We start from the raw sequence: 20,005 nt of genomic DNA on the forward strand, positions 1-20,005 counted from the left end.
AAGCGACTAATTGTATTTTATTTACGTTTTTATTTGTTCTATTAATTTTTTTGGCATACTTTTAACTTTAAATTTAGATATATGAAGTTGAATTGTATAGTCGTTGATGATAGTGCGATACAAAGAATGACCATAACCAAACTAGTGAATGAATCTACTAACTTACATTTAGTTGGTGATTTTGCAAATGCATTAGAAACAAAGAACTCCCTAAATAATAACAATGTAGATTTAATTTTTCTAGACATTGAAATGCCTTTAATCAGTGGTTTCGATTTATTAGATGGTTTAAAAGTAAAACCTCAAATAATCTTTATTACCTCTAAAGCAGATTATGCTGTTAAAGCATTTGATTATGAAGCTACTGATTTCCTTCAAAAACCTATCTCTAAAGATCGTTTTTTAAAAGCAGTTAAGAAAGCTTTAGAATTACATCAGTTAAGAAATGATTCACATGAAGAATTAGGTGAAGCCATCATTATAAAAAGTAATTTAAAAAAGCTAAAAGTTTTTACCCATAAAATAAAATGGATTGAAGCTTATGGAGATTATATTAAAGTAGTTACTGATGAAGAGAGTCATTTAGTATTATCTACAATGAAATCATTTGAAAATGAGTTACCTCAGGGAAAATTTATTAGAGTTCATAAATCTTACATCGTTAATCTAGACCGTGTAGAAAAATTCAATAGCAAATTTGCAGAGATTGAAGGTCAAAAAATTCCAATTAGTAGAAACAAAAAAGATGTTATTAGTAAAGCTATTGAAGCTATTTAATAGTTATCCACATTAATTATTATTTTAACTGTACGATATTGCGAAATCGCATCAAAACTTTGAATTATTTTTTCAATAGTTTTTTTGGTTTTGCCCAAATGGTTAGCAGTCGGAATTTTAATAATTATAGTGCGTATATATTCATTCCTAATTTTACTTACAACGGGTTCTTCTGGTCCTAATACTGGAATTTGTAACTGCTGAACAAGAACATTATACAACCATAGTGATGCTTCTTTTAATTTCTCATAATCTTTATTCTTTAGTGTAAGCTTTATTAATCTATAAAAAGGAGGATATTTAAAATTCTGTCTTTCATAAATTTGTTCTTTATACATTGCTCTATAATCATTATTTACCACTTGTTGTATTGTATTATGATAGGGATTATAAGTTTGTATCACAACAATTCCTTTTTTTTCTTTTCTACCAGCTCTTCCTGCTACCTGAGTCATCATCTGAAAGGCTCTTTCGTAAGCCCTAAAATTAGGCTGATTCAACATATTGTCTGCATTTAATATACCAACTAATGTTACATTATCAAAATGTAACCCCTTTGCCAACATTTGTGTACCAATTAGAATATTATATTCTTTATTTCTAAATGCATCTATTATTCTTTCATAACCATATTTACCTCTTGTCGTATCTTGATCCATTCGTCCAATAGCTTTATCAGGAAAGAATGTCTTTAGTTCAATTTCAATTTGTTCTGTTCCAAAGCCTTTTGTTGTCAATTCAGTTGATTGACAATGATGGCAATGTGTAGGTTTTGCAATAGCATAACTACAATAATGGCAGCGCAATTGATTCTTAATTTTATAAAAAGTTAAACTTACATCGCAATTTGGACAATGTGGAACGTGACCACATGTTAAGCATTCAACAAATGGTGAATAGCCTCTCCTATTTTGAAATAAAATAACTTGTTCACCTATAGATAATTTTTCATTTATAAGTTCTAGCAGTTCATCTGAAAAATGACCTTGCATTCTTTTTCTAAAATATTTATCCTTTAAATCTATCAATTTAATTTCTGGAAGTGAAACATTACCATATCTTTCAAACAATTCAACCAAACCATATTTATTATTTTGTACATTATAATACGATTCTAAACTAGGTGTAGCACTTCCTAACAACACTTTTGCCTGATGTTGTTTTGCCAATACTATTGCTGCATCTCTTGCATGATATCTTGGAGCTGGGTCTTGTTGTTTAAAAGTTTGTTCATGTTCTTCATCAATTATAACTAAGCCTAAATTTGAGAAAGGTAAAAATAAAGCACTTCGAACTCCAATAACAATTCTTGCTTTTTCAGAAACATGTAATACATTATTCCACACTTCTATTCTTTCATTAGCACTATATTTGGAATGAAAAACTGCTATTTGATTACCAAAATAAGCTGTTAACCTTTGCACCAATTGTGTGGTCAAAGCTATTTCAGGCAATAAAAATAATATTTGCTTATTAGAAAAAAGATATTCTTCAATTAATTTTATATATATTTCCGTTTTTCCAGATGAGGTTACTCCGTGTAGTAAGGTAATATCAAATCTCTCATAACTCATTTTTATTTCACTCAATGCTTTTTCTTGCACATCACTCAAGTCAAAATGAGAATCAGAATCTTTTTCAAAAATAACTCTATCTTGATTCAAATAATATTCTTCAAAAACGCCTTTATCTATTAATGATTTTAGAACAGAAGAAGAAGAATTTGAAAATTCTAATAAATGTTTTACAGAAATATCTTTTTTTTCCTCTGCCCGTAATTGAAAATAATTTAATACTAAATCATTTTGCTTTTTTGCCTTACTAATAATTGTTAACAATTCTTGCAATCTTTCTTCTTGTAAAAATTCATCAAAAATTTTAACATATTTAATCAACTTAGGCTTATAACTTTCTTTTAAATCTTCATGAATAACTAAAATTCCCTTAGACACCATCTCATTAATAATAGGAAAAATATTTTTTTTTCCCAATAATTTGATAATTTCGTCTATAGTAATTGAAGATTGTAATTGTAAAGCTTCATAAATTAAATATTCTTCATCTTTAAATTCAAGAACATTAATATTTGAATCTATTCTTTGAGATATGCTTGTTTCATTTTCTAATATAAATCCAGAAGGTAAGGCACATTTAAAAACTTCACCCAGTGAACACATATAATAATCTGCAACCCATTGCCAATGTTCTAATTGAAATAAATTAACAATTGGTTTTTCATCTATAATAGATTCAATCTCTCTTGCTGAGTATAATGTAGGTGGAGTATTATTTTTACTAAATACTAATGAAGTATAAATATTTTTTTTCCCAAAAGGAACCGCTACTCTTGACCCTATTTTTATAAAATTAAATTCTGCTTCTGAAACTTCATAAGTAAATTTTTTTTTTACAGCTATAGGTAAAATAACATCTATAAAATATCGCATTAACAAATATAAATAAAAAAGGAATAGTAAAAAGTAAAAATTGTCTTTCAAGTATTTAAAAAAAATCTTATTGATAAGAAAATACATATAAAAACAAAAAACCCTTATCGAATTGATAAGGGTTTTCAAAAGAAAGGCGACGACATACTCTCCCACAAGATTGCAGTACCATCTGCGCAGTCGGGCTTAACTTCTCTGTTCGGAATGGGAAGCGTTAAAAGAAGTTTTTATATTTTCAATCAACTCAATTAAATTAAAATTGATACTTTCAACTAAAACTTTATCCGATTCTAATCGATTAATTTCTAAAATATCATTAATAAAAGTTAAAAGGTATTTACCTGAAAATTCTAGCGATTTAAGATAGTTTAATTGGGTAGCTTTTGGTTTCTCGTTTAGAAGAAGGTATGTAATTCCATTAATGGCATTAAGAGGAGTGCGTAGTTCATGACTTACAGTCGCTAGAAATTCTGATCTGGCTTTACTAGCTCTTTCCGCTTTGTTTTTTTCAATAACTAGTTCTCTGTTTTTTTCTTTTAGAAGTTTGTTTGTACTAATTCTAATTTTATTATTTTTATATAAAGACAAACTAAGTAAAGAAAGAATTGAAATTAGTGCAATACTAAGAATACTGATTAGTTTGTTAAAACGCAAAGAACGTTGCTGTATTTTTTTGTCTTTATCGAGTTGTTCAATGGTTTTTAATTGTTTGTCAAATTGAATCTTATCAAAAGTATCTTCTGTTAAAGAATGGTTATAATCATTACCAATGGAATCAACAATTTTAACATATTCTTCTAGTACTTTATGAGATTTAGTAACATCATTATTTAATTTATATGCAAGACTGAGTTGTTTTAAAATTTTCTTTTGAAGTTGTATGTTTTTAGAATTTTCTTGGTGTGTTTCTAAAGCTAGTTTATAATTATTAATAGCTTCATCATATTGTTCTTTAATGAATTTGATTTCTCCAATTTGATAATAAGCTTCAATTTTTGTTTCTAAAAAGTTATCTTGATGAATAGAATTAATAATTGAGTTAAAAATAGATATGGCTTTGTAGTAATTTTTTTTATTTTTCTGTATTAACCCCTTTTGAAGGTTTATCAATTGAATAGCATCGGTATAATTGAGTGCTTCATAAATATCAGTAGCTTTTCTAAAATAAATTTCTGAAAGCTCTATTTTGTTTTTTTCTAAGTAACATTTGCCTAAACCATAATATGCTAAAGCTAAATTTGATTTCGGCTCATTGGTTTTATATAAATTGATGCTTCTAATGAAGTTTTCGATGGCTAAGTCCGTTTTTTCGAGATCGTAATAGATATTGCCTAAAATTAAATAACAATCGGGGAGCTTGTTATTAAGCTTTTTTTTCTTTGCAAATTCAATTGCTTTTTCAGTATAAGCGATTGCTTTATTATAAGAATGTTTGTCTTCTTTATTAAAAGAAGCAATTTCAAGATAATAATCTACACTATCATTTAGTTGGGTAGTCTCTTTTAGGATAGATTGGGAGTGGCTAAAAGTACAAAATAAAAAAAAAGCAAATATGTAGCTTTTCATTAAAATCTTATTTAAAGTTCAGACAAACAGTTCCCAACAAAAATATGTTTTTTTTCTTTCGAAAGCTATTTTTACAATAAGATATTTCTGTTAATGTTTTTGTTTTTGTATAATTAATTCTATTAAATTGATTAATCTAGATGAATAACCTATCTCATTATCATACCAGCCTACAATTTTTATCATTTTATCAATAACAGAAGTCAATTGGGCATCAAATAAACATGAATTCCTATTGCCAATTATATCCACTGAAACTATAGGATCTTCTGTGTAATCTAAAATTCCTTTTAGATGCGATTCAGAAGCTTTCTTAAATGCGGTATTAATTTCTTCAATACTAACCTCTTTTTTTACATTCACAGTGATGTCTGTTAAAGAGCCATCAGGGACAGGAACACGTATTCCACAACCACCAATTTTTCCTTCTAGTTCAGGAAAGATTTTGGTCAAAGCTTTAGCGGCACCAGTTGTAGTAGGCACAATAGATTGGGAAGCACCTCTAGCTCTTCTTAAATCTTTGTGAGGTTGATCGTGTAAGCTTTGGTCTGTAGTGAAAGAATGTACTGTGGTAATGTAAGCCTGTTCAATTTCACAAAGTTCTTGAAGCACTTTTATCATAGGTGCCGCATTATTTGTTGTACAACTTGCATTAGAAATAATTACTTCAGAGCCATCTAAAATGTTTTCATTTACCCCAAGTACTACCGTTTTTATAATGTCGTCTTCAGGAGGAACTGAAAGAATTACTTTTTTAGCACCAGCTAAAATATGTTGGTTAAGCGTTTCCCATGTTTTAAATTTACCTGTAGATTCAATTACAAAATCAATAGCTAAGGATTTCCAATCTAAATTTTTGATTTCCTTTTCATGAAAAAATAAATATTCTTTTTCATTGATGAATATCGCTTTTTCATCATACGTTACTCTTTCTTGTAATACCCCATGAATACTATCATATTTAATTAAATGACTCATGGTCTTATTGTCAGCAATATCATTTATAGCGACAACTTCTATATTAGGATGGTTTAATAATAATCGGAAAACATTTCTACCAATTCTTCCGAAACCATTGATTGCAATTCTTGTCTTTTTCATCGAGGAAAATTAGGTTACAAAAGTAAGTATTTATTATATTTGTTTAAATAGCAAATTCATATAATTTGTTTAATTTATAATCTTAATTTACACAATTTTTAATGACTAATAAAAGAAAAAAAGCGCTACAAATTATTTATTTCTTATTTGTATCCATAACGATGCTTTCTCAAACAAAAACAAAACAAATAAATTCTAAAATTGAGAAAGTAATTGTATTTACCCAAGGGGCTCAAATTAGTAGAAAAGCGAAGGCAAGTTTCGAATCTGGAAAAACAGAACTTGTTTTTCAAGGAATTTCACCTAAAATCGACAAACAAAGTTTGCAAGTAAAAGGGAAAGGTAGTTTTACTATTTTATCAGTTATACATCAAAATAATTTTTTGAACACACAACAACATAGGGCTGAAATAAGCAAATTAGAAGTTGAAAAAAGAGATTGGGAACAGAAAAAAACAACGGAATCTAACATTTTGTCGATTCTTCAAAATGAAGAGGCTATTTTATCAAAAAATCAAATTATTGGTGGTACCAATTCGGGTTTAAAAACTACCGATTTGAAAGAAGCTGTTGATTTTCATAGACAACGCTTAATTGAATTAGTAAAACAGAAAACTGAAATAAAACAAAAGATAATTGGGATTGATACTACTTTAGTTAAGTTAGAAAAGCAATTAAAAGCCTTAAATAAATCTGATGAAAATGCAACGAGTGATATTGTAGTTACCGTTTCAGCAGCTAATGCAGTAACAAATGCTTCTTTTGATATTGATTATTATGTGTTAGATGCAGGTTGGTATTCAAACTATGATTTAAGAGTAGAAGATGTAAATAATCCTATAGATTTATTGTTTAAAGCCAATATTTTCCAGTCTTCTGGAGAAGATTGGAAAGATGTAGATATGTCTATTTCTAGTGGAAATCCAACAGAAAGTGGTATTGCACCTACTATTTCACCTTGGTATTTGAATTTAAATCAGCGAAGAATAACAAATGCTGTTCAAACCTATGGGCAATTAGTTGGAAATACTATTTCTGGTACTGTTTCAGATGATTTAGGTCCTTTGGCTGGTGCTAATGTGATTGTGAGAGGAACTTCAATAGGTACGACTACCGATTTTAATGGAAATTATACCCTAAAAGTGCCCAATACGAATAGTGAATTAATTTTTAGTTATATTGGTATGCAAGAAAAAATTGTTCCTGCTAATAGTAATCATATTAATGTAGTTTTGGATCAAAGTGTTGCTCTATTAGAAGTAGTAGTTGTAGCGGGATATTCCTCAAAAAAATCAAGAAAAAAACACCAAGAAGAAGATTCAAGTATTCCTATGGAAACAACAGTGGCTTATCAACCGACTACTATTTCTTATGAAATTAAAGACCCTTACACAGTACTAAGTGACGGAAAAATATATACTGCTGAAATAAAAACATTTCATTTGCCCGCAAAGTATCAATATTTGAGTATACCAAAATTAGATGCAAGTGCATATTTAACTGCTAAAATAACGGATTGGCAAGATTTAAACTTATTTGATGGCGAATTGAATTTGTTTTTTGAAGGAGCTTATTTAGGAAAGTCTTTACTATACTTACAAAATGCGTCTGATACTTTAGAAGTTTCCTTAGGAAAAGACAAAGGAATTAGTGTTGTCAGAAAGCAATTGAAAGAATTTAAAGCGAAACAGTTTTTAAGTAGCTATAAAACAGAAAGTAGAGCATTTGAAATTTCAATTAAAAATAATAAACCGTATCCTATTGAAATTGTTGTTATGGATCAATTACCAATAAGTAATACTAAAGAAATTACCGTTCAAGAAGAAGAATACAAAGAAGGAACTTTAGCTGAGGAAACAAAAATTATTACTTGGAAATTAGAGTTGCTCTCTAAAACTGAAAAGAAACTCAACATAAAGTATAAAGTAAAAAGTCCTAAAGATGCTTCCCTAATTTTGGATTAAAGATTTGACTAGTCATAAAAAAATTTACATAGGTTCCCAACCTTTGATATCAATTTGTGCTCTATATAGTAAAGCAAACCCATTGTGATGGATGAAAAAATAATACAAGCCTGCAGAAAACAACACCGTGAAGCGCAACGAAAACTGTATGAATATATGGCTCCAAAGCTATATTATACCTGTAAACGCTATCTTAAAAAAGAGGAAGAAATAGAAGAAGTTTTAGCCGATGGATTTTATATCATTTTTACTAAAATAGACCAATTAAAAGAAAATTACGCTTTTGAAGCTTGGGCTCGTAAAATTGTGGTGAACCAATGTTTGTTACAACTCAAAAAGAACCTTAATTTCAATCTGTATTTAGAAGATGTGAATTACAAATCCCAACCTTTAGCTGAAGAAGTTACCCAACTAGAAGAAGCCGATTTATTAAATCTATTAAACTACATTCCAGAAGGTTGTAGAACGATTTTTACTCTTTTTGTAATTGAAGGATTTTCACACAAGGAAATTGCATTACAACTAGGCATTTCTGAAGGTACTTCAAAATCACAATTGAATGCTTCAAAAACGAAGTTAAAAGAATTGGTAAACACTTTTTACTATCAAAAAGCAAAATAATCATGGGAACAGAAGATAAATTATATAAAAAAATACAACAAGCTGCAGAAAATACTCCTTCAGATACTTTTCCTAGCTTGGAAAAAGTATGGACGCGTGTTGAAGAAAAATTACAAAACAACAACCTTAAAAAAGAAAAAAACAACTGGAAAAAAATAAGTATTGCAGCTTCCATCATCATTGTTTTTACTGTTCTTTTCAATCTTAATAAAAAAGAACCTATACAAACAATTGACAAAAATACTATTACACTAACGGATACCTTAAAAAAAGAAGAAATAATCCAAAAAGAAGAAGTAATGGCATTCTTTTCCGACTCTGTAAAAAAAAGTAAAGAAGACACTTTGGTAGCTTTTCAAAAAAAGAGTATCCCTATAAAATCATTACCTCTTTTAAGCTTGCAAAAAGACAGTATTTCTTTTCCAGTTGAAGAAGTACAACTTATTACTAACACTAATTCTTTAGGATTTATTTCTGTAACAGATTCTCTTTCAATCCAACCTAATTATCAATATAATTCCTATTCAGCAACCCTTGGGAACAGAAAAATGGAATATTCTAATTTTTCTGCCAAGGGTATTGCAAATGAAAATCCGATTCAAACGATAAAAAAAACAAACCCTTTAGTTATTATTGATGGAAAAGTGGATAGCTTACATCATTTGAAAACATTAGATGCAGAAAATGTCGATTCTATTTATGTACTAACCAATCCTTTGTATATTATTAATGGAGTAGAATATTCTGAAGCCTCTTTATTCGGACAAAACCCTAATAGTCCTTATAACCCATTGGATAAACAAAAAATTATTTCAACCACTATTTTATATAAGGAAGAAGGTGAAAAAATATATGGAAAAAAAGGAAAAGAAGGTGTTGTTATTATTACAACTAAAAATGGTAAACCTAATCAAAAATAATTATGAAACATCTTATAACTATCCTAGTATTTTTACTAATGGGAAAATCTTTTGCACAAGATAGCATTACTAAACCAACAGTCGTAAAAATTAGATGTCAAGGAACAATCAGTCCAAATTCTGGTCCCTTATACATCATAAATGGACATGTAGCTAATTCCTCTATCATACAAAAAATTGAGTCAGAAAACATCGAAAAAATTGACATTTTAAAAGATGAAAAAGCAACTTCTATTTATGGAACTAAAGGGCAAAATGGAGTTATTCTTATTACCACAAAAAACATTTCTGATAATGAATTAGGAAAACTTTATAAATCTCATGTTCCAGAATTTTTACAAAATACAGGAAAAGAATTTTTACTTTCTGGTACTATCTTAGATTGTGAAAAACTGAAAATTTCAGAAGTATCTATCACTAATTTAAACACCAAAGAGCAAGTCTCATCTGATTTTGAAGGGAAATTTAAAATAAAGACACATAAAAATGATATTTTACTTTTTGAAAAAGAATCTTATATTTCTCAAAAAATCACTATTAAAAAACAAAAAAACTTAAAGATTTCATTGAAAGCAAACCCAAAAAAAGAGATTATTTTATTAAAAAAACCGATACTTTATCTTTATCCTACTCAAGAAACGGAAGTTACGGTACAATTTCATTTTAACGGGACATTAAAAACTACCTATCCTAAATATGACGAAAACTGGAAAGTAATCGCTTCTCCAAACGGACAATTATATGATACGAAAACCAAACGAACTTACACTTCTCTATTTTGGGACGGTGAAATTGAACTTTCAAAATCACATTATCAATACAATGAAGGATTTGTAATTGCAAAAGAAAATTTGACGCCCTTCTTAATTGAAAAATTGGAACATATTGGTTTAAACCATCAGGAAACGAATGATTTTATTCAGTTTTGGTTGCCCATTTTAGAGCAAAATCAATTTAATTTCATTCATTTTTTAGTAAATGACGCCTGTAATGAAGTTGCTGTAAATACAGTGCATCCACAACCAGAAACCAGCATTCGAGTGTATATGGAATTTTTTGGTGTAAACCAATTACAACCGATACCCGAACAAAAATTACCAAAAACAGCACGCAAAGGTTTCACCTTAGTAGAATGGGGCGGAACGGATGTTTCTCAAAAAATTAAAAAAAATGAATTATAAAATTATTGCTTTTCTGCTTTTCTTTTACTGGCAAACTTTTGCCCAAGAAAAAACAACACAAAAAGAAATAAAAATTGAAGTTAATGCGAAAACAAAAACCATCTATATTTTGGGTGGTATTGCTTCTTCGATTACTAAAGAAGATTTAGCCTTTTCAAAAAAATACAATATTCAATATTACGATTTTGGATGTGTAGCACCTTCAAATTTTGAAAAATATGAAAAGGCAAATGCACAAGTTTTTGAAAATCTTACAGCAAACTTTGGAAAACAGTGGGAAAATGAAATAAAAAACTCGGCTATGGGTTTTTTAGAATGGAAAAAAAGAAAAAAATAGCTATAAAACTTAAAAATTATTACTTTTAGACTAAATTTAATAATATGAAAAAAATACTTTTATTCTTGCTCGTGGTTTTTATTGTCATTCAATTCTTTCAAATTGATAAAACAAACCCACCAGTTGATCAAAAACAAGATTTTATAACGATGTACAAGCCTGCTGATGAAATCGCATCCAAAATTAAGGCTTCTTGTTACGATTGCCATTCAAACGAAAGTATATATCCTTGGTATTCCAATATTCAACCTGTAGGTTGGTTTTTAAAGCATCATATTGATGATGGAAAAAAACATCTAAATTTCTCTGAATTTGGAAGTTACTCTCCAAAAAAACAAGCACATAAACTAGAAGAATCATATGAACTTATTGAAAAAGGTGAAATGCCACTTTCGAGCTATACCCTGATTCATAAAGACGCTGTTTTAACAGAAGCAGAACAAGCTACACTTATTGCCTATTTTAAAGAAATTGAGAACACTATAAGAACTCAATAAATAGGGGCATTTTTAGGAATAGAATAAAAAAACATCAAGAAAATTCTTGATGTTTTTTTATTTTTAAATAGGTGAAGCAAGAAAATCTTACTTATTTAAAATTACTTCTCTATCTCTTTTAAAGAATCCATTTTTTTGATTTCCAAGAAGCCTTTCAAATCTTCAAAATGTTCTTTTACTCTTTTATTTCCAAATTCAAATACTTTCGTAGCCAAACCATCTAAGAAATCACGATCGTGGGAAACTAGAATTAAAGTTCCGTCAAAATCACGTAACGCATCTTTGATAATATCTTTGGTTTTCATATCCAAATGGTTAGAAGGCTCATCCAAGATTAATAAGTTTACCGGTTCTAACAACAATTTAATCATAGCCAAACGTGTTTTTTCTCCTCCAGAAAGCACTTTTACTTTCTTTTGAATATCGTCACCTTGGAACATAAAAGCGCCTAAAATATTTTTAATTTGGGTACGAATGTCACCCACTGCAATGCGATCAATGGTTTCAAAAATAGTAGCTTCTCCATCTAATAAAGCCGCTTGATTTTGAGCAAAATATCCAATTTGAGCGTTATGACCAATTTCCACACTACCACTATCTATACCTATCTCTTTCATTATGGCTTTGATCATGGTCGATTTTCCTTCACCATTTTTACCCACAAAAGCTACTTTTTGACCTCTTTCGATTACAATATTCGCATCTTTAAAGATCACTTTATCGCCATAACTTTTGTGCAAATCTTTTACCACAACAGGATATTGACCCGAACGTACCGAAGGTGGGAACTTCAACTTTAAAGCAGAATTATCCACTTCGTCTACTTCTACTAAAACTAGTTTTTCTAGCATACGCACACGCGATTGTACTTGTTCTGTTTTAGAAAAAGTCCCTCTAAAACGCTCAATAAAAGCCTGATTCTCAGCAATAAATTTTTGTTGTTCTTCGTATGCTTTTTGTTGGTGTGCACGACGGTCTTTTCGTAATTCTAAATAATGCGAATATTTCGCTTTATAATCATAAATACGCCCCATGGTTACTTCAATAGTACGGTTCGTAATATTGTCCACAAAAGCTCTATCGTGTGAAATTACCATAACCGCTTTGGCTTGGTTTACCAAAAAGTCTTCCAACCATTGAATACTATCCATATCCAAATGATTTGTAGGCTCATCTAATAAAATTAAATCCGGTTTTCTCAATAGAATTTTTGCAAGTTCAATACGCATTCTCCAACCTCCAGAAAATTCACTTGTAGGTCTGTCGAAATCTTCTCTAGCAAAACCTAACCCTTTTAAAACTTTTTCAACCTCAGCTTCATAATTGACTTCTTCAATAGCATAAAATTTCTCAGAAAGTTCGGAAACCTTTTCAATTAACTTCATGTACGCGTCACTTTCGTAATCGGTACGAATGGTTAACTGCTCATTGATGTCATCGATTTCTGCCTTCATTTTAAAAATTTCAGCAAAAGCCTTCGAAGTTTCTTCTCTAACCGTACATTGATCATCAGTTAATAAATGCTGCGGCAAATATGCAATAACCGTTTCTTTGGGAGCAGAAATAGCTCCTCTAGTCGGTTTATTTTCTCCAGCAACAATTTTTAATAAAGTGGATTTACCGGCTCCATTCTTACCCATTAATGCTATTTTGTCGGTTTCATTAATGGCAAAAGTTACTTCACTAAAAAGTGTGGTTCCACCAAATTCTACCGCGATGTCATTTACTGTAATCATTATAAAAAAGTTAAAAGTCGAAAGTTAAAAGTCAAAAGACAAGTAACTATAATTTTTGAAGGTGCAAATATAGAGTATAAAACGAATAACCCAATTCAGAAAAATGAAAAATAGAATTAAAAATACAAGTTGATAATTTGATTCTTAATTTTTTAGTAATAATTCAATTCCTAACATAAAAATGCTTTGATGAAAACCTTAGAAAACAAAATAGTTTAATTTTGTATCACAAAAATAAAGGTATGCCATTAATCGATTATAGTTTTCTTTCTAAAATTTTGCCAAAAGCTAAAATTAAAAAATCTTACACCAAGGCAAAAACTGATTATTTATTACGCATTAAGATTGCAATGGCTTTATTTTTCTTTGGAAAAGGTTTTTGTTTTGCGACTTGGGCAAGTAGAATTCCAGATTTAAAAAACACCTTACAATTAAATGAAGCGGAACTAGGCACTATTCTTTTCTTTCTTCCAATTGGACAATTAGTTGCCATGCCATTTTCAGGTAGAATTGTAAGCAAATTTGGCAGTAATGCCGTTACCATTTATGGCACGCTTTTATATGCTTTATTCTTAATCTTTTTAGGATTGGCAAATACGAGTTGGCAATTAGCCTTAGCACTTTTTTTATTTGGAATTTCTGGTAATGTTTGTAACATTGCCAGTAACACACAAGGAGTGGTTACCCAACAACTATTTGAAAAACCAGTGATGGGCTTTTTTCATGGCTCTTGGAGTTTGGCTGGTTTTTGTGGTGCATTGGTTTCTTTAGGGGTTATTTATCTTAATCTTTCTCCATTTATACATTTTATTTTGGCTTTTGTTTTTGTGATGATATTGGTTGTACTAAATGCAAACTATTTGGTAAAAACCAAAATAAAGAAAACAAAAGTTACCGAGAAAAAGCGATTTTTTCAATTTCCAGAAAAGATATTAGTTTGGCTAGGAGTCATTAGTTTCTGTTGTATGGCTAGTGAAGGTATTATGTTTGATTGGAGCGGTGTCTATTTTAAAGATATTGTTAATGCTCCAGGCGCTTTGGTTACATTAGGCTATACCAGTTTTATGATTACCATGGCAACAGGTCGCTTTTTAAGTGATGTTTTAGTAAGTAAATATGGTCCGAGAAAAGTTATTCTTTCCAGTGGAGTTGTTATTACAACAGGTTTATACCTTGCGGTTTTATTCCCCTATTTAATACCTTGTACAATAGCCTTTATGCTAGTAGGTTTTGGTGTATCCAATGTCGTTCCGATTGTTTTTAATGAGACTGGAAAAATCAAATCGGTTGCCACAGAAACAGCCTTGACCATTATTTCCAGCATTAGTTTCCTCGGTTTCTTAATTGGTCCACCTTTAATAGGGTATATTGCTGAAGCTACATCCTTACAATATTCTTTTGCAACTGTAGGTGTTTTAGGCATTTTCATTACTATTCTAACGTATAAACAAGGGCTCTTTAAATAAGTAACACTTTTTAATGTAGGTTTAACAAGACTATCTTGTCGCACGATAATTTTCTTCCTATCTTTGATATAGAATTTTAACAAAATCAAACTTATGAAAACGAGGATTTACAAACAACAATTAAAGATGATGAATAAAAAAATAGCTATAGTTACTTTTTCCTTAGCTTTAGCTTTTACAAGTTGTAAAAAAGAAGATAAACAAGAAGAAACTCCTGTAGAGGAAGTAAAAACAGAAGCAACAAGTGGTTTACAAATTATTTCAGATTCCACAAAAGTAGGTTGGACTGCTTATAAAACTACTGAAAAAGTAGCTGTTGGTGGGAGTTTCAAACAAATCGAATTGAAAAACACTCAAAATGGTACTACTCCTGAAAGCGTTTTAGAAGGAGCATCCTTCTCTATTCCTGTGAGTAGTTTGTTTACCAATAATGAAGATAGAGATGCAAAATTAAAAACTATTTTCTTCGCGGCATTGAAAAATACCGAAATGATTGGCGGTGCTTTTAATTTTAGAGATGGTAAATGTTTACTAACTTTAACTTTAAATGATGTAACCAAACAATTAGAAGTTCCTTATACTTTTGAAAATAAGAAATTTGCCATAGCAACCTCTATTAATTTAGATGATTTTGGTGGACAAGCGGCAATACAAGCTATTAATAAAGCTTGTTTTGAATTACACAAAGGAGCAGATGGTGTAAGTAAGACTTGGAGTGAAGTAGCGATAAGCGGTTCGGTTCAATTTGAATAATTAGGATACAACAGTAGTATAGAAAAAAGCCAAGCAAATGCTTGGCTTTACTATTTCTATTCATTTTTAGCTATTCCATTTCCAAGAAAATTGGTTCACGTTCTTCATCGTTTAAAGCTACCGCTTCTACCCTTTCCGTAATTTGAGAACAAAAATACAAGCGTTGACCTTTTTCAATACTTCCAAGCAAACGCAATATTTTATTTTCATAACGATTTCTAAGCAATACATCTACATCATCAAAAGCGATAATTTGCAATTTATTAACATTAAATCCAGCTCCTGAGAACATTTCGTTTAAACGATTAGGTGTCCCAATTAATACATCAATCCCCAATGAAATTTGATTTTTGTCATCATCAAAATCCGTTTTATCATGTGTATAATATAGGCGTAATTTATTGTATTTATTAAGTTGTTCAAACAATTCGTATAAAGCTAAAACTTGTGGTTTATCTTCCACCATAATTAAAGCTCTAGGTGATTCTTCAAAAGGTTCTTTCAGCTTATGAATTATATTTAAAATTAATGCTGTGGTTTTTCCTGAATTTTTATTCCCTTGAATTACTGCATCTACACCACTTTTAATGTAGGAAAAAGTTTCTTCTTGCAATTCTGTTGCTTCGGTAAAACCATTCTCAATTAAGGCTTTTTGCAGATTAATATTTATCTTTTTTAAATTCATTATCATTTAGTTTGGGTAAAAGGACTTTTATATTTTAGCTTTTACCAAAATTATTTACTAGCAAATAGTTTGACATCTTGTTCCGAAATTTCGTTTCCTCCCAAAATAATTAATCGCTCTACCACATTTCTTAATTCTCTAATGTTTCCTGTCCAATCGTATTCTTGCAATAATTTAACAGCCGATTTAGAAAAACTTTTAACACTATTTCCTTGTTCTTGCGCTATTTTATTTGCGAAATGCTCTAATAACTCAGGTATGTCGTCTCTTCTATCATTTAATGCGGGTACCTTTATTAGAATGACAGCTAAACGATGGTATAAATCCTCTCTAAAACGCCCTTCTTCTATTTCTTTTTTTAGATTTTTATTAGTAGCTGCAACCACACGCACATCTACTTTTATATCTTTATCAGCTCCAACTCTTTGAATTAAATTCTCTTGTAAAGCTCTAAGTACTTTCGCTTGTGCCGGTAAGCTCATGTCACCAATTTCATCTAAGAAAATAGTTCCCCCATTAGCCGCTTCAAATTTACCCGCTCTATCTTTTACTGCAGAAGTAAAAGCACCTTTAACATGCCCAAACAACTCACTTTCAATCAACTCAGATGGAATAGCGGCACAATTTACTTCAATAATGGGCTGGTTTGATCGTTCACTTTTTTCATGTAATTGATGTGCTACTAATTCTTTTCCTGTACCATTAGGTCCGGTAATTAAAACACGTGCATCTGTGGGTGCTACCTTATCAATCATGGTACGAATATGGTTGATAGCTTCACTTTGACCTATCATTTCGTAGTTCTTGCTAACCTTCTTCTTTAGAATTTTATTTTCGACTACTAATTTCTTTTTGTCTAAAGCATTTCGAACTGTATTTAATAATCGGTTTAAATCAGGTGGTTTAGAAATATAATCAAAAGCGCCTAAACGCATGGTATTTACAGCCGTCTCCAAATCACCATGCCCTGAAATCATAACCATTGGAATTTCTGGCTTTATTTTTTTTACAGCTTCTAATACTTCTACTCCATCCATTTTTGGCATTTTAATATCGCAAAGTACTAAATCGTAATCGTCATTTTTTATTTTCTCTGTTCCTTGCACTCCATCTTCCGCTTCTTCCACTTGATAGCTATCATTTTCTTCTGCAAGTATTTTTACTAATACCCTTCTGATAGCTGCTTCGTCTTCAATAACTAATATTTTTGGCATATTGTTGTTATAATTAGTAACTTATTTTCTTCTATTGGCTTCAAAGTTAAGCAAAAATCCAAACATTTCCTTTTTTAACCCTGATAGGAATGTAAATCCTGTTATTGCCCTATTGAAATATCTTTAATTGATTTTTAGCTGGCAATAACAGATTGAAATGAATAGCAGGAATTACAAAAACAAATTGTCCCAAGCCATTCGTTTCTATTCTTTAATAATTCTAATATCTCTTTGTGGAAACGGTATAATTATATTGTTTTGTCTAAAAATTGCTTCAATTCTAAATCGTAAATCGCTTTTAATTTTGGGACTTTGCATGCCATCTGACACATAAAAATAAAGTGAAAAATTGAGTGATGAATCTCCAAAATCTTCAAATAAAACAAGAGGTTCTGGTTCATTTAATACATTATCTGCGTTTTGAGCACATTGCAACAATAGTGTACGAACTAATTCCACATCGCTTCCATAAGCGACTCCTACATCTACTTGTTCTCGATTTGTAAAACTATTTTGAGTCCAGTTAAACAGTGTATCCATCATAAATTTATGGTTAGGGATAACCATTACTCGATCATTTCTGGTAACCACTCTTGTAGTTCGTAATTTAATTTCTAAAACTTTACCCACTTTATCATCTACCTCAACTATATCTCCCACGTGTAAAGATTGGTCTAAAATAATTAATACACCAGAAATGATATCCTGAAATAATTGTTGCAAGGCAAAACCTAAACCTACTAATAAAGCTGCAGAAGCTGTTAAAAGTACGCTCATATTTACTCCCGATACATCTAAAGCAAAAATGACCGCAAAAATAAAAACGATATATCTAATGAATTGAAAGAAACCTATAAATCTATTTTTGTCTTCTAAGGGCAATTTTTTAGTTACGATTATTCGAACTAATTTTAAAAGCAAACTTGTAATTAGTAAGACAATTAACAATAATGCAACAGTTCCTATAGTAATATCTATGGAATCTGTATCGATAAGTTTAAAATTTATTATTTCTTTAAAAGTTTCAAACATTTTATTTTTTTCTAACCCCTACTCCGAAATAGGTTGTTGAATTATAGGTGTATTCATGCTTTTCAACAAAAACTAAACCCGATTCACGAACGGTATTTCCTTTTTTAATTCCTATTATAGCATTACAACATTTTTCAATAGCCATTTTTTTTAACAATAAGATTACATCTTTATCATTATCCAAATTAGCACCATGAACTTCAATTAGTCCAATTTTTTCATATTCAAAATTAATGGGTTCTCCTTCAAAATACAAATCTACAATAGTATCTTTAGTAGTACAGTTTATCGTTTCATCTTGAAGAGGTGTAAAAATTTCTTTTGGATAGTAACCAATGCAAGAATAACTAACAACAATAATCGTGGCTAATACAATAATTCTTTTTAACATTTTTTAATATTTTATCCATTTCAACATTTCTTTCCAAGTAGGTTTTTTACCATACATTAAAATACCTACGCGATAGATTTTAGCTGCAAACCATACTACAAATGTAAAAGTTCCAAACAAAATAACTATTGACAAAACTAATTGCCACCATGGCACACCAAAAGGAATTCGCATTAACATTACAATAGGTGACGTAAACGGAATGATGGAAAAAACGGTTGCAATGGTACCATGAGGATCATTAATAACTGTAAAAAAACCGATATAAACACCTAAAATTAAAGGAAGAATAATAGGTAATAAAAACTGTTGTGAATCAGTTTCTGAATCTACTGCTGCACCAATAGCAGCATATAATGAACTATACAAAAAGTAACCTCCTATAAAATAAAGTATAAAGCATACTAACATTAATGCTAAAGGTAGATTAACGATTTCTGTTACATAAGATTGAAATTTCAGCATTCCAGAGGATTGTTCAGCGGCTTGCATCATTTCTGGAGAAAGAGAAGCTGTGGAGCCTAATTGTAAACCAAAAAAAGTTTGTGCTACGAAAGCCAATAATAGTCCTACAATAATCCAAATTAAAAATTGTAAAATTCCAGCTAGTGAATTCCCTATGATTTTTCCCATCATTAATTGGAAAGGTTTCACAGATGAAATGATAATTTCGATAATTCGATTTGTTTTTTCTTCGATCACACTTCGCATCACAAAGTTTCCATAAATAACAATAAACATCATGATTAAATATCCCATTAGACCACCTATAGCGATTTTAATCTCATTTAATCCTTTTAAGCTTTCTTCTCCAGAAAACTTAGACAACTTAAGTGTGGAATCTATTTTAGCTTCTTCAATTCTTTTTTCATCTAAACCTCTTCTCTTTAATTCGTCAGAAGTTAAAACCGAATCTACTATTTTTTCTACCTGACTAATAAAACTTATACTAGCACTGTTTTCTGAAATGTATTCAACTTTATCTTTAATCGATTGAATGGAATCTACTTTTGGTATGTATAATAGCCCTTCATAATTTTTTGCTGCCGAATCCTTGGCAATTTTAAAAGGCATTTTAGAGATATCAGTATAATGAAAATCTTTATTATTTTTAAAATTAGATTTTATAAAACCGCTTTCATCATGAATAGCTATTTCTGTTGCTTTATCTTTATTCATTGTAGATAGATAACCAACTAATACAGCAATCCCTACAAATAACATTGGGCTTAAAAAAGTCATTACAATAAATGATTTGTTTCTCACTTTTGCAATGAATTCCCTTTTTATAATTAAGAATAATTTGTTCATTTTGTT

Annotated in this window: 18 protein-coding genes; 9 read left to right on the forward strand and 9 right to left on the reverse strand. The window is 29.9% G+C overall.

The genetic code is table 11. The features are described from left to right. Positions 1–81 precede the first annotated feature (81 nt). Positions 82–777, forward strand: a complete 696-nt coding sequence (locus HALO113_RS03910; RefSeq protein ID WP_159777779.1) for a LytTR family DNA-binding domain-containing protein — start codon at positions 82–84, stop codon at positions 775–777. On the opposite strand, the gene priA is transcribed toward HALO113_RS03910, so the two are convergent. The 3 genes from priA to gap form a co-directional block, all read right to left on the reverse strand. Further along, complete coding sequence (gene priA / locus HALO113_RS03915; RefSeq protein ID WP_159777780.1) at positions 774–3,224, reverse strand: primosomal protein N'; 2,451 nt, start codon at positions 3,222–3,224, stop codon at positions 774–776. The genes HALO113_RS03910 and priA overlap by 4 nt on opposite strands. A 186-nt stretch (positions 3,225–3,410) precedes the next feature. Further along, positions 3,411–4,790, reverse strand: coding sequence for a tetratricopeptide repeat protein (locus HALO113_RS03920; RefSeq protein ID WP_159777781.1), 1,380 nt, complete (start codon positions 4,788–4,790; stop codon positions 3,411–3,413). 90 nt (positions 4,791–4,880) lie between these two features. Further along, complete coding sequence (gene gap, locus HALO113_RS03925; protein ID WP_159777782.1) at positions 4,881–5,891, reverse strand: type I glyceraldehyde-3-phosphate dehydrogenase; 1,011 nt, start codon at positions 5,889–5,891, stop codon at positions 4,881–4,883. Positions 5,892–5,992: 101 nt separating this feature from the next. Between gap and HALO113_RS03930 the strand changes: the two genes are divergently transcribed. The 6 genes from HALO113_RS03930 to HALO113_RS03955 all read left to right on the forward strand — a co-directional run bounded on the left by HALO113_RS03930 (position 5,993) and on the right by HALO113_RS03955 (position 11,411). Beyond that, the gene (locus HALO113_RS03930; RefSeq protein WP_159777783.1) at positions 5,993–7,855 is read left to right on the forward strand and encodes a DUF4139 domain-containing protein; all 1,863 of its coding nucleotides are present in this window, start codon (positions 5,993–5,995) and stop codon (positions 7,853–7,855) included. A gap of 87 nt (positions 7,856–7,942) precedes the next feature. Beyond that, positions 7,943–8,476, forward strand: coding sequence for an RNA polymerase sigma factor (locus tag HALO113_RS03935; RefSeq protein WP_159777784.1), 534 nt, complete (start codon positions 7,943–7,945; stop codon positions 8,474–8,476). A 2-nt stretch (positions 8,477–8,478) separates the two neighbouring features. Next, positions 8,479–9,396: a hypothetical protein gene (locus HALO113_RS03940; RefSeq protein WP_159777785.1), complete on the forward strand. Its 918-nt coding sequence runs from the start codon at positions 8,479–8,481 to the stop codon at positions 9,394–9,396. Between the two features lie 2 nt (positions 9,397–9,398). After that, a complete protein-coding gene (locus HALO113_RS03945) occupies positions 9,399–10,577 on the forward strand; it encodes a hypothetical protein (RefSeq protein ID WP_159777786.1) in 1,179 nt (392 codons plus the stop codon). Continuing rightward, positions 10,567–10,914 carry a hypothetical protein gene (locus HALO113_RS03950; protein ID WP_159777787.1) on the forward strand — a complete coding sequence of 116 codons (348 nt, stop codon included), beginning with the start codon at positions 10,567–10,569 and terminating at the stop codon, positions 10,912–10,914. Before HALO113_RS03945 ends, HALO113_RS03950 begins: the two co-directional genes overlap by 11 nt. A 44-nt stretch (positions 10,915–10,958) precedes the next feature. Next, the gene (locus tag HALO113_RS03955) at positions 10,959–11,411 is read left to right on the forward strand and encodes a heme-binding domain-containing protein (RefSeq protein WP_159777788.1); all 453 of its coding nucleotides are present in this window, start codon (positions 10,959–10,961) and stop codon (positions 11,409–11,411) included. A 101-nt stretch (positions 11,412–11,512) separates the two neighbouring features. Here the strand turns inward: HALO113_RS03955 and HALO113_RS03960 are convergent, their stop codons facing one another. Next, positions 11,513–13,147 (reverse strand): ABC-F family ATP-binding cassette domain-containing protein, encoded by a 1,635-nt coding sequence (locus HALO113_RS03960; protein WP_159777789.1) that lies wholly within the window; start codon positions 13,145–13,147, stop codon positions 11,513–11,515. Between the two features lie 221 nt (positions 13,148–13,368). On the opposite strand from HALO113_RS03960, the gene HALO113_RS03965 reads away from it, so the two are divergent. Both HALO113_RS03965 and HALO113_RS03970 read left to right on the forward strand, forming a co-directional pair. Next, positions 13,369–14,613: an MFS transporter gene (locus HALO113_RS03965; protein WP_236554585.1), complete on the forward strand. Its 1,245-nt coding sequence runs from the start codon at positions 13,369–13,371 to the stop codon at positions 14,611–14,613. Between the two features lie 93 nt (positions 14,614–14,706). Beyond that, positions 14,707–15,366, forward strand: a complete 660-nt coding sequence (locus HALO113_RS03970) for a YceI family protein (protein WP_159777791.1) — start codon at positions 14,707–14,709, stop codon at positions 15,364–15,366. Between the two features lie 70 nt (positions 15,367–15,436). Here the strand turns inward: HALO113_RS03970 and HALO113_RS03975 are convergent, their stop codons facing one another. The 5 genes from HALO113_RS03975 to HALO113_RS03995 all read right to left on the reverse strand — a co-directional run bounded on the left by HALO113_RS03975 (position 15,437) and on the right by HALO113_RS03995 (position 19,999). Next, positions 15,437–16,051 carry a DEAD/DEAH box helicase gene (locus HALO113_RS03975; protein ID WP_159777792.1) on the reverse strand — a complete coding sequence of 205 codons (615 nt, stop codon included), beginning with the start codon at positions 16,049–16,051 and terminating at the stop codon, positions 15,437–15,439. A gap of 50 nt (positions 16,052–16,101) precedes the next feature. Further along, positions 16,102–17,265, reverse strand: coding sequence for a sigma-54 dependent transcriptional regulator (locus HALO113_RS03980; protein ID WP_159777793.1), 1,164 nt, complete (start codon positions 17,263–17,265; stop codon positions 16,102–16,104). A gap of 204 nt (positions 17,266–17,469) precedes the next feature. Next, positions 17,470–18,297 carry a mechanosensitive ion channel family protein gene (locus tag HALO113_RS03985; RefSeq protein ID WP_159777794.1) on the reverse strand — a complete coding sequence of 276 codons (828 nt, stop codon included), beginning with the start codon at positions 18,295–18,297 and terminating at the stop codon, positions 17,470–17,472. Between the two features lies 1 nt (position 18,298). Continuing rightward, positions 18,299–18,688 carry a hypothetical protein gene (locus HALO113_RS03990; RefSeq protein ID WP_159777795.1) on the reverse strand — a complete coding sequence of 130 codons (390 nt, stop codon included), beginning with the start codon at positions 18,686–18,688 and terminating at the stop codon, positions 18,299–18,301. 3 nt (positions 18,689–18,691) lie between these two features. Continuing rightward, a complete protein-coding gene (locus HALO113_RS03995) occupies positions 18,692–19,999 on the reverse strand; it encodes an ABC transporter permease (protein WP_159777796.1) in 1,308 nt (435 codons plus the stop codon). Positions 20,000–20,005: the final 6 nt, after the last annotated feature.

The organism is Flavobacterium sp. 9AF, assembly GCF_902506265.1.
In the GTDB taxonomy this organism is placed as follows: domain Bacteria; phylum Bacteroidota; class Bacteroidia; order Flavobacteriales; family Flavobacteriaceae; genus Flavobacterium.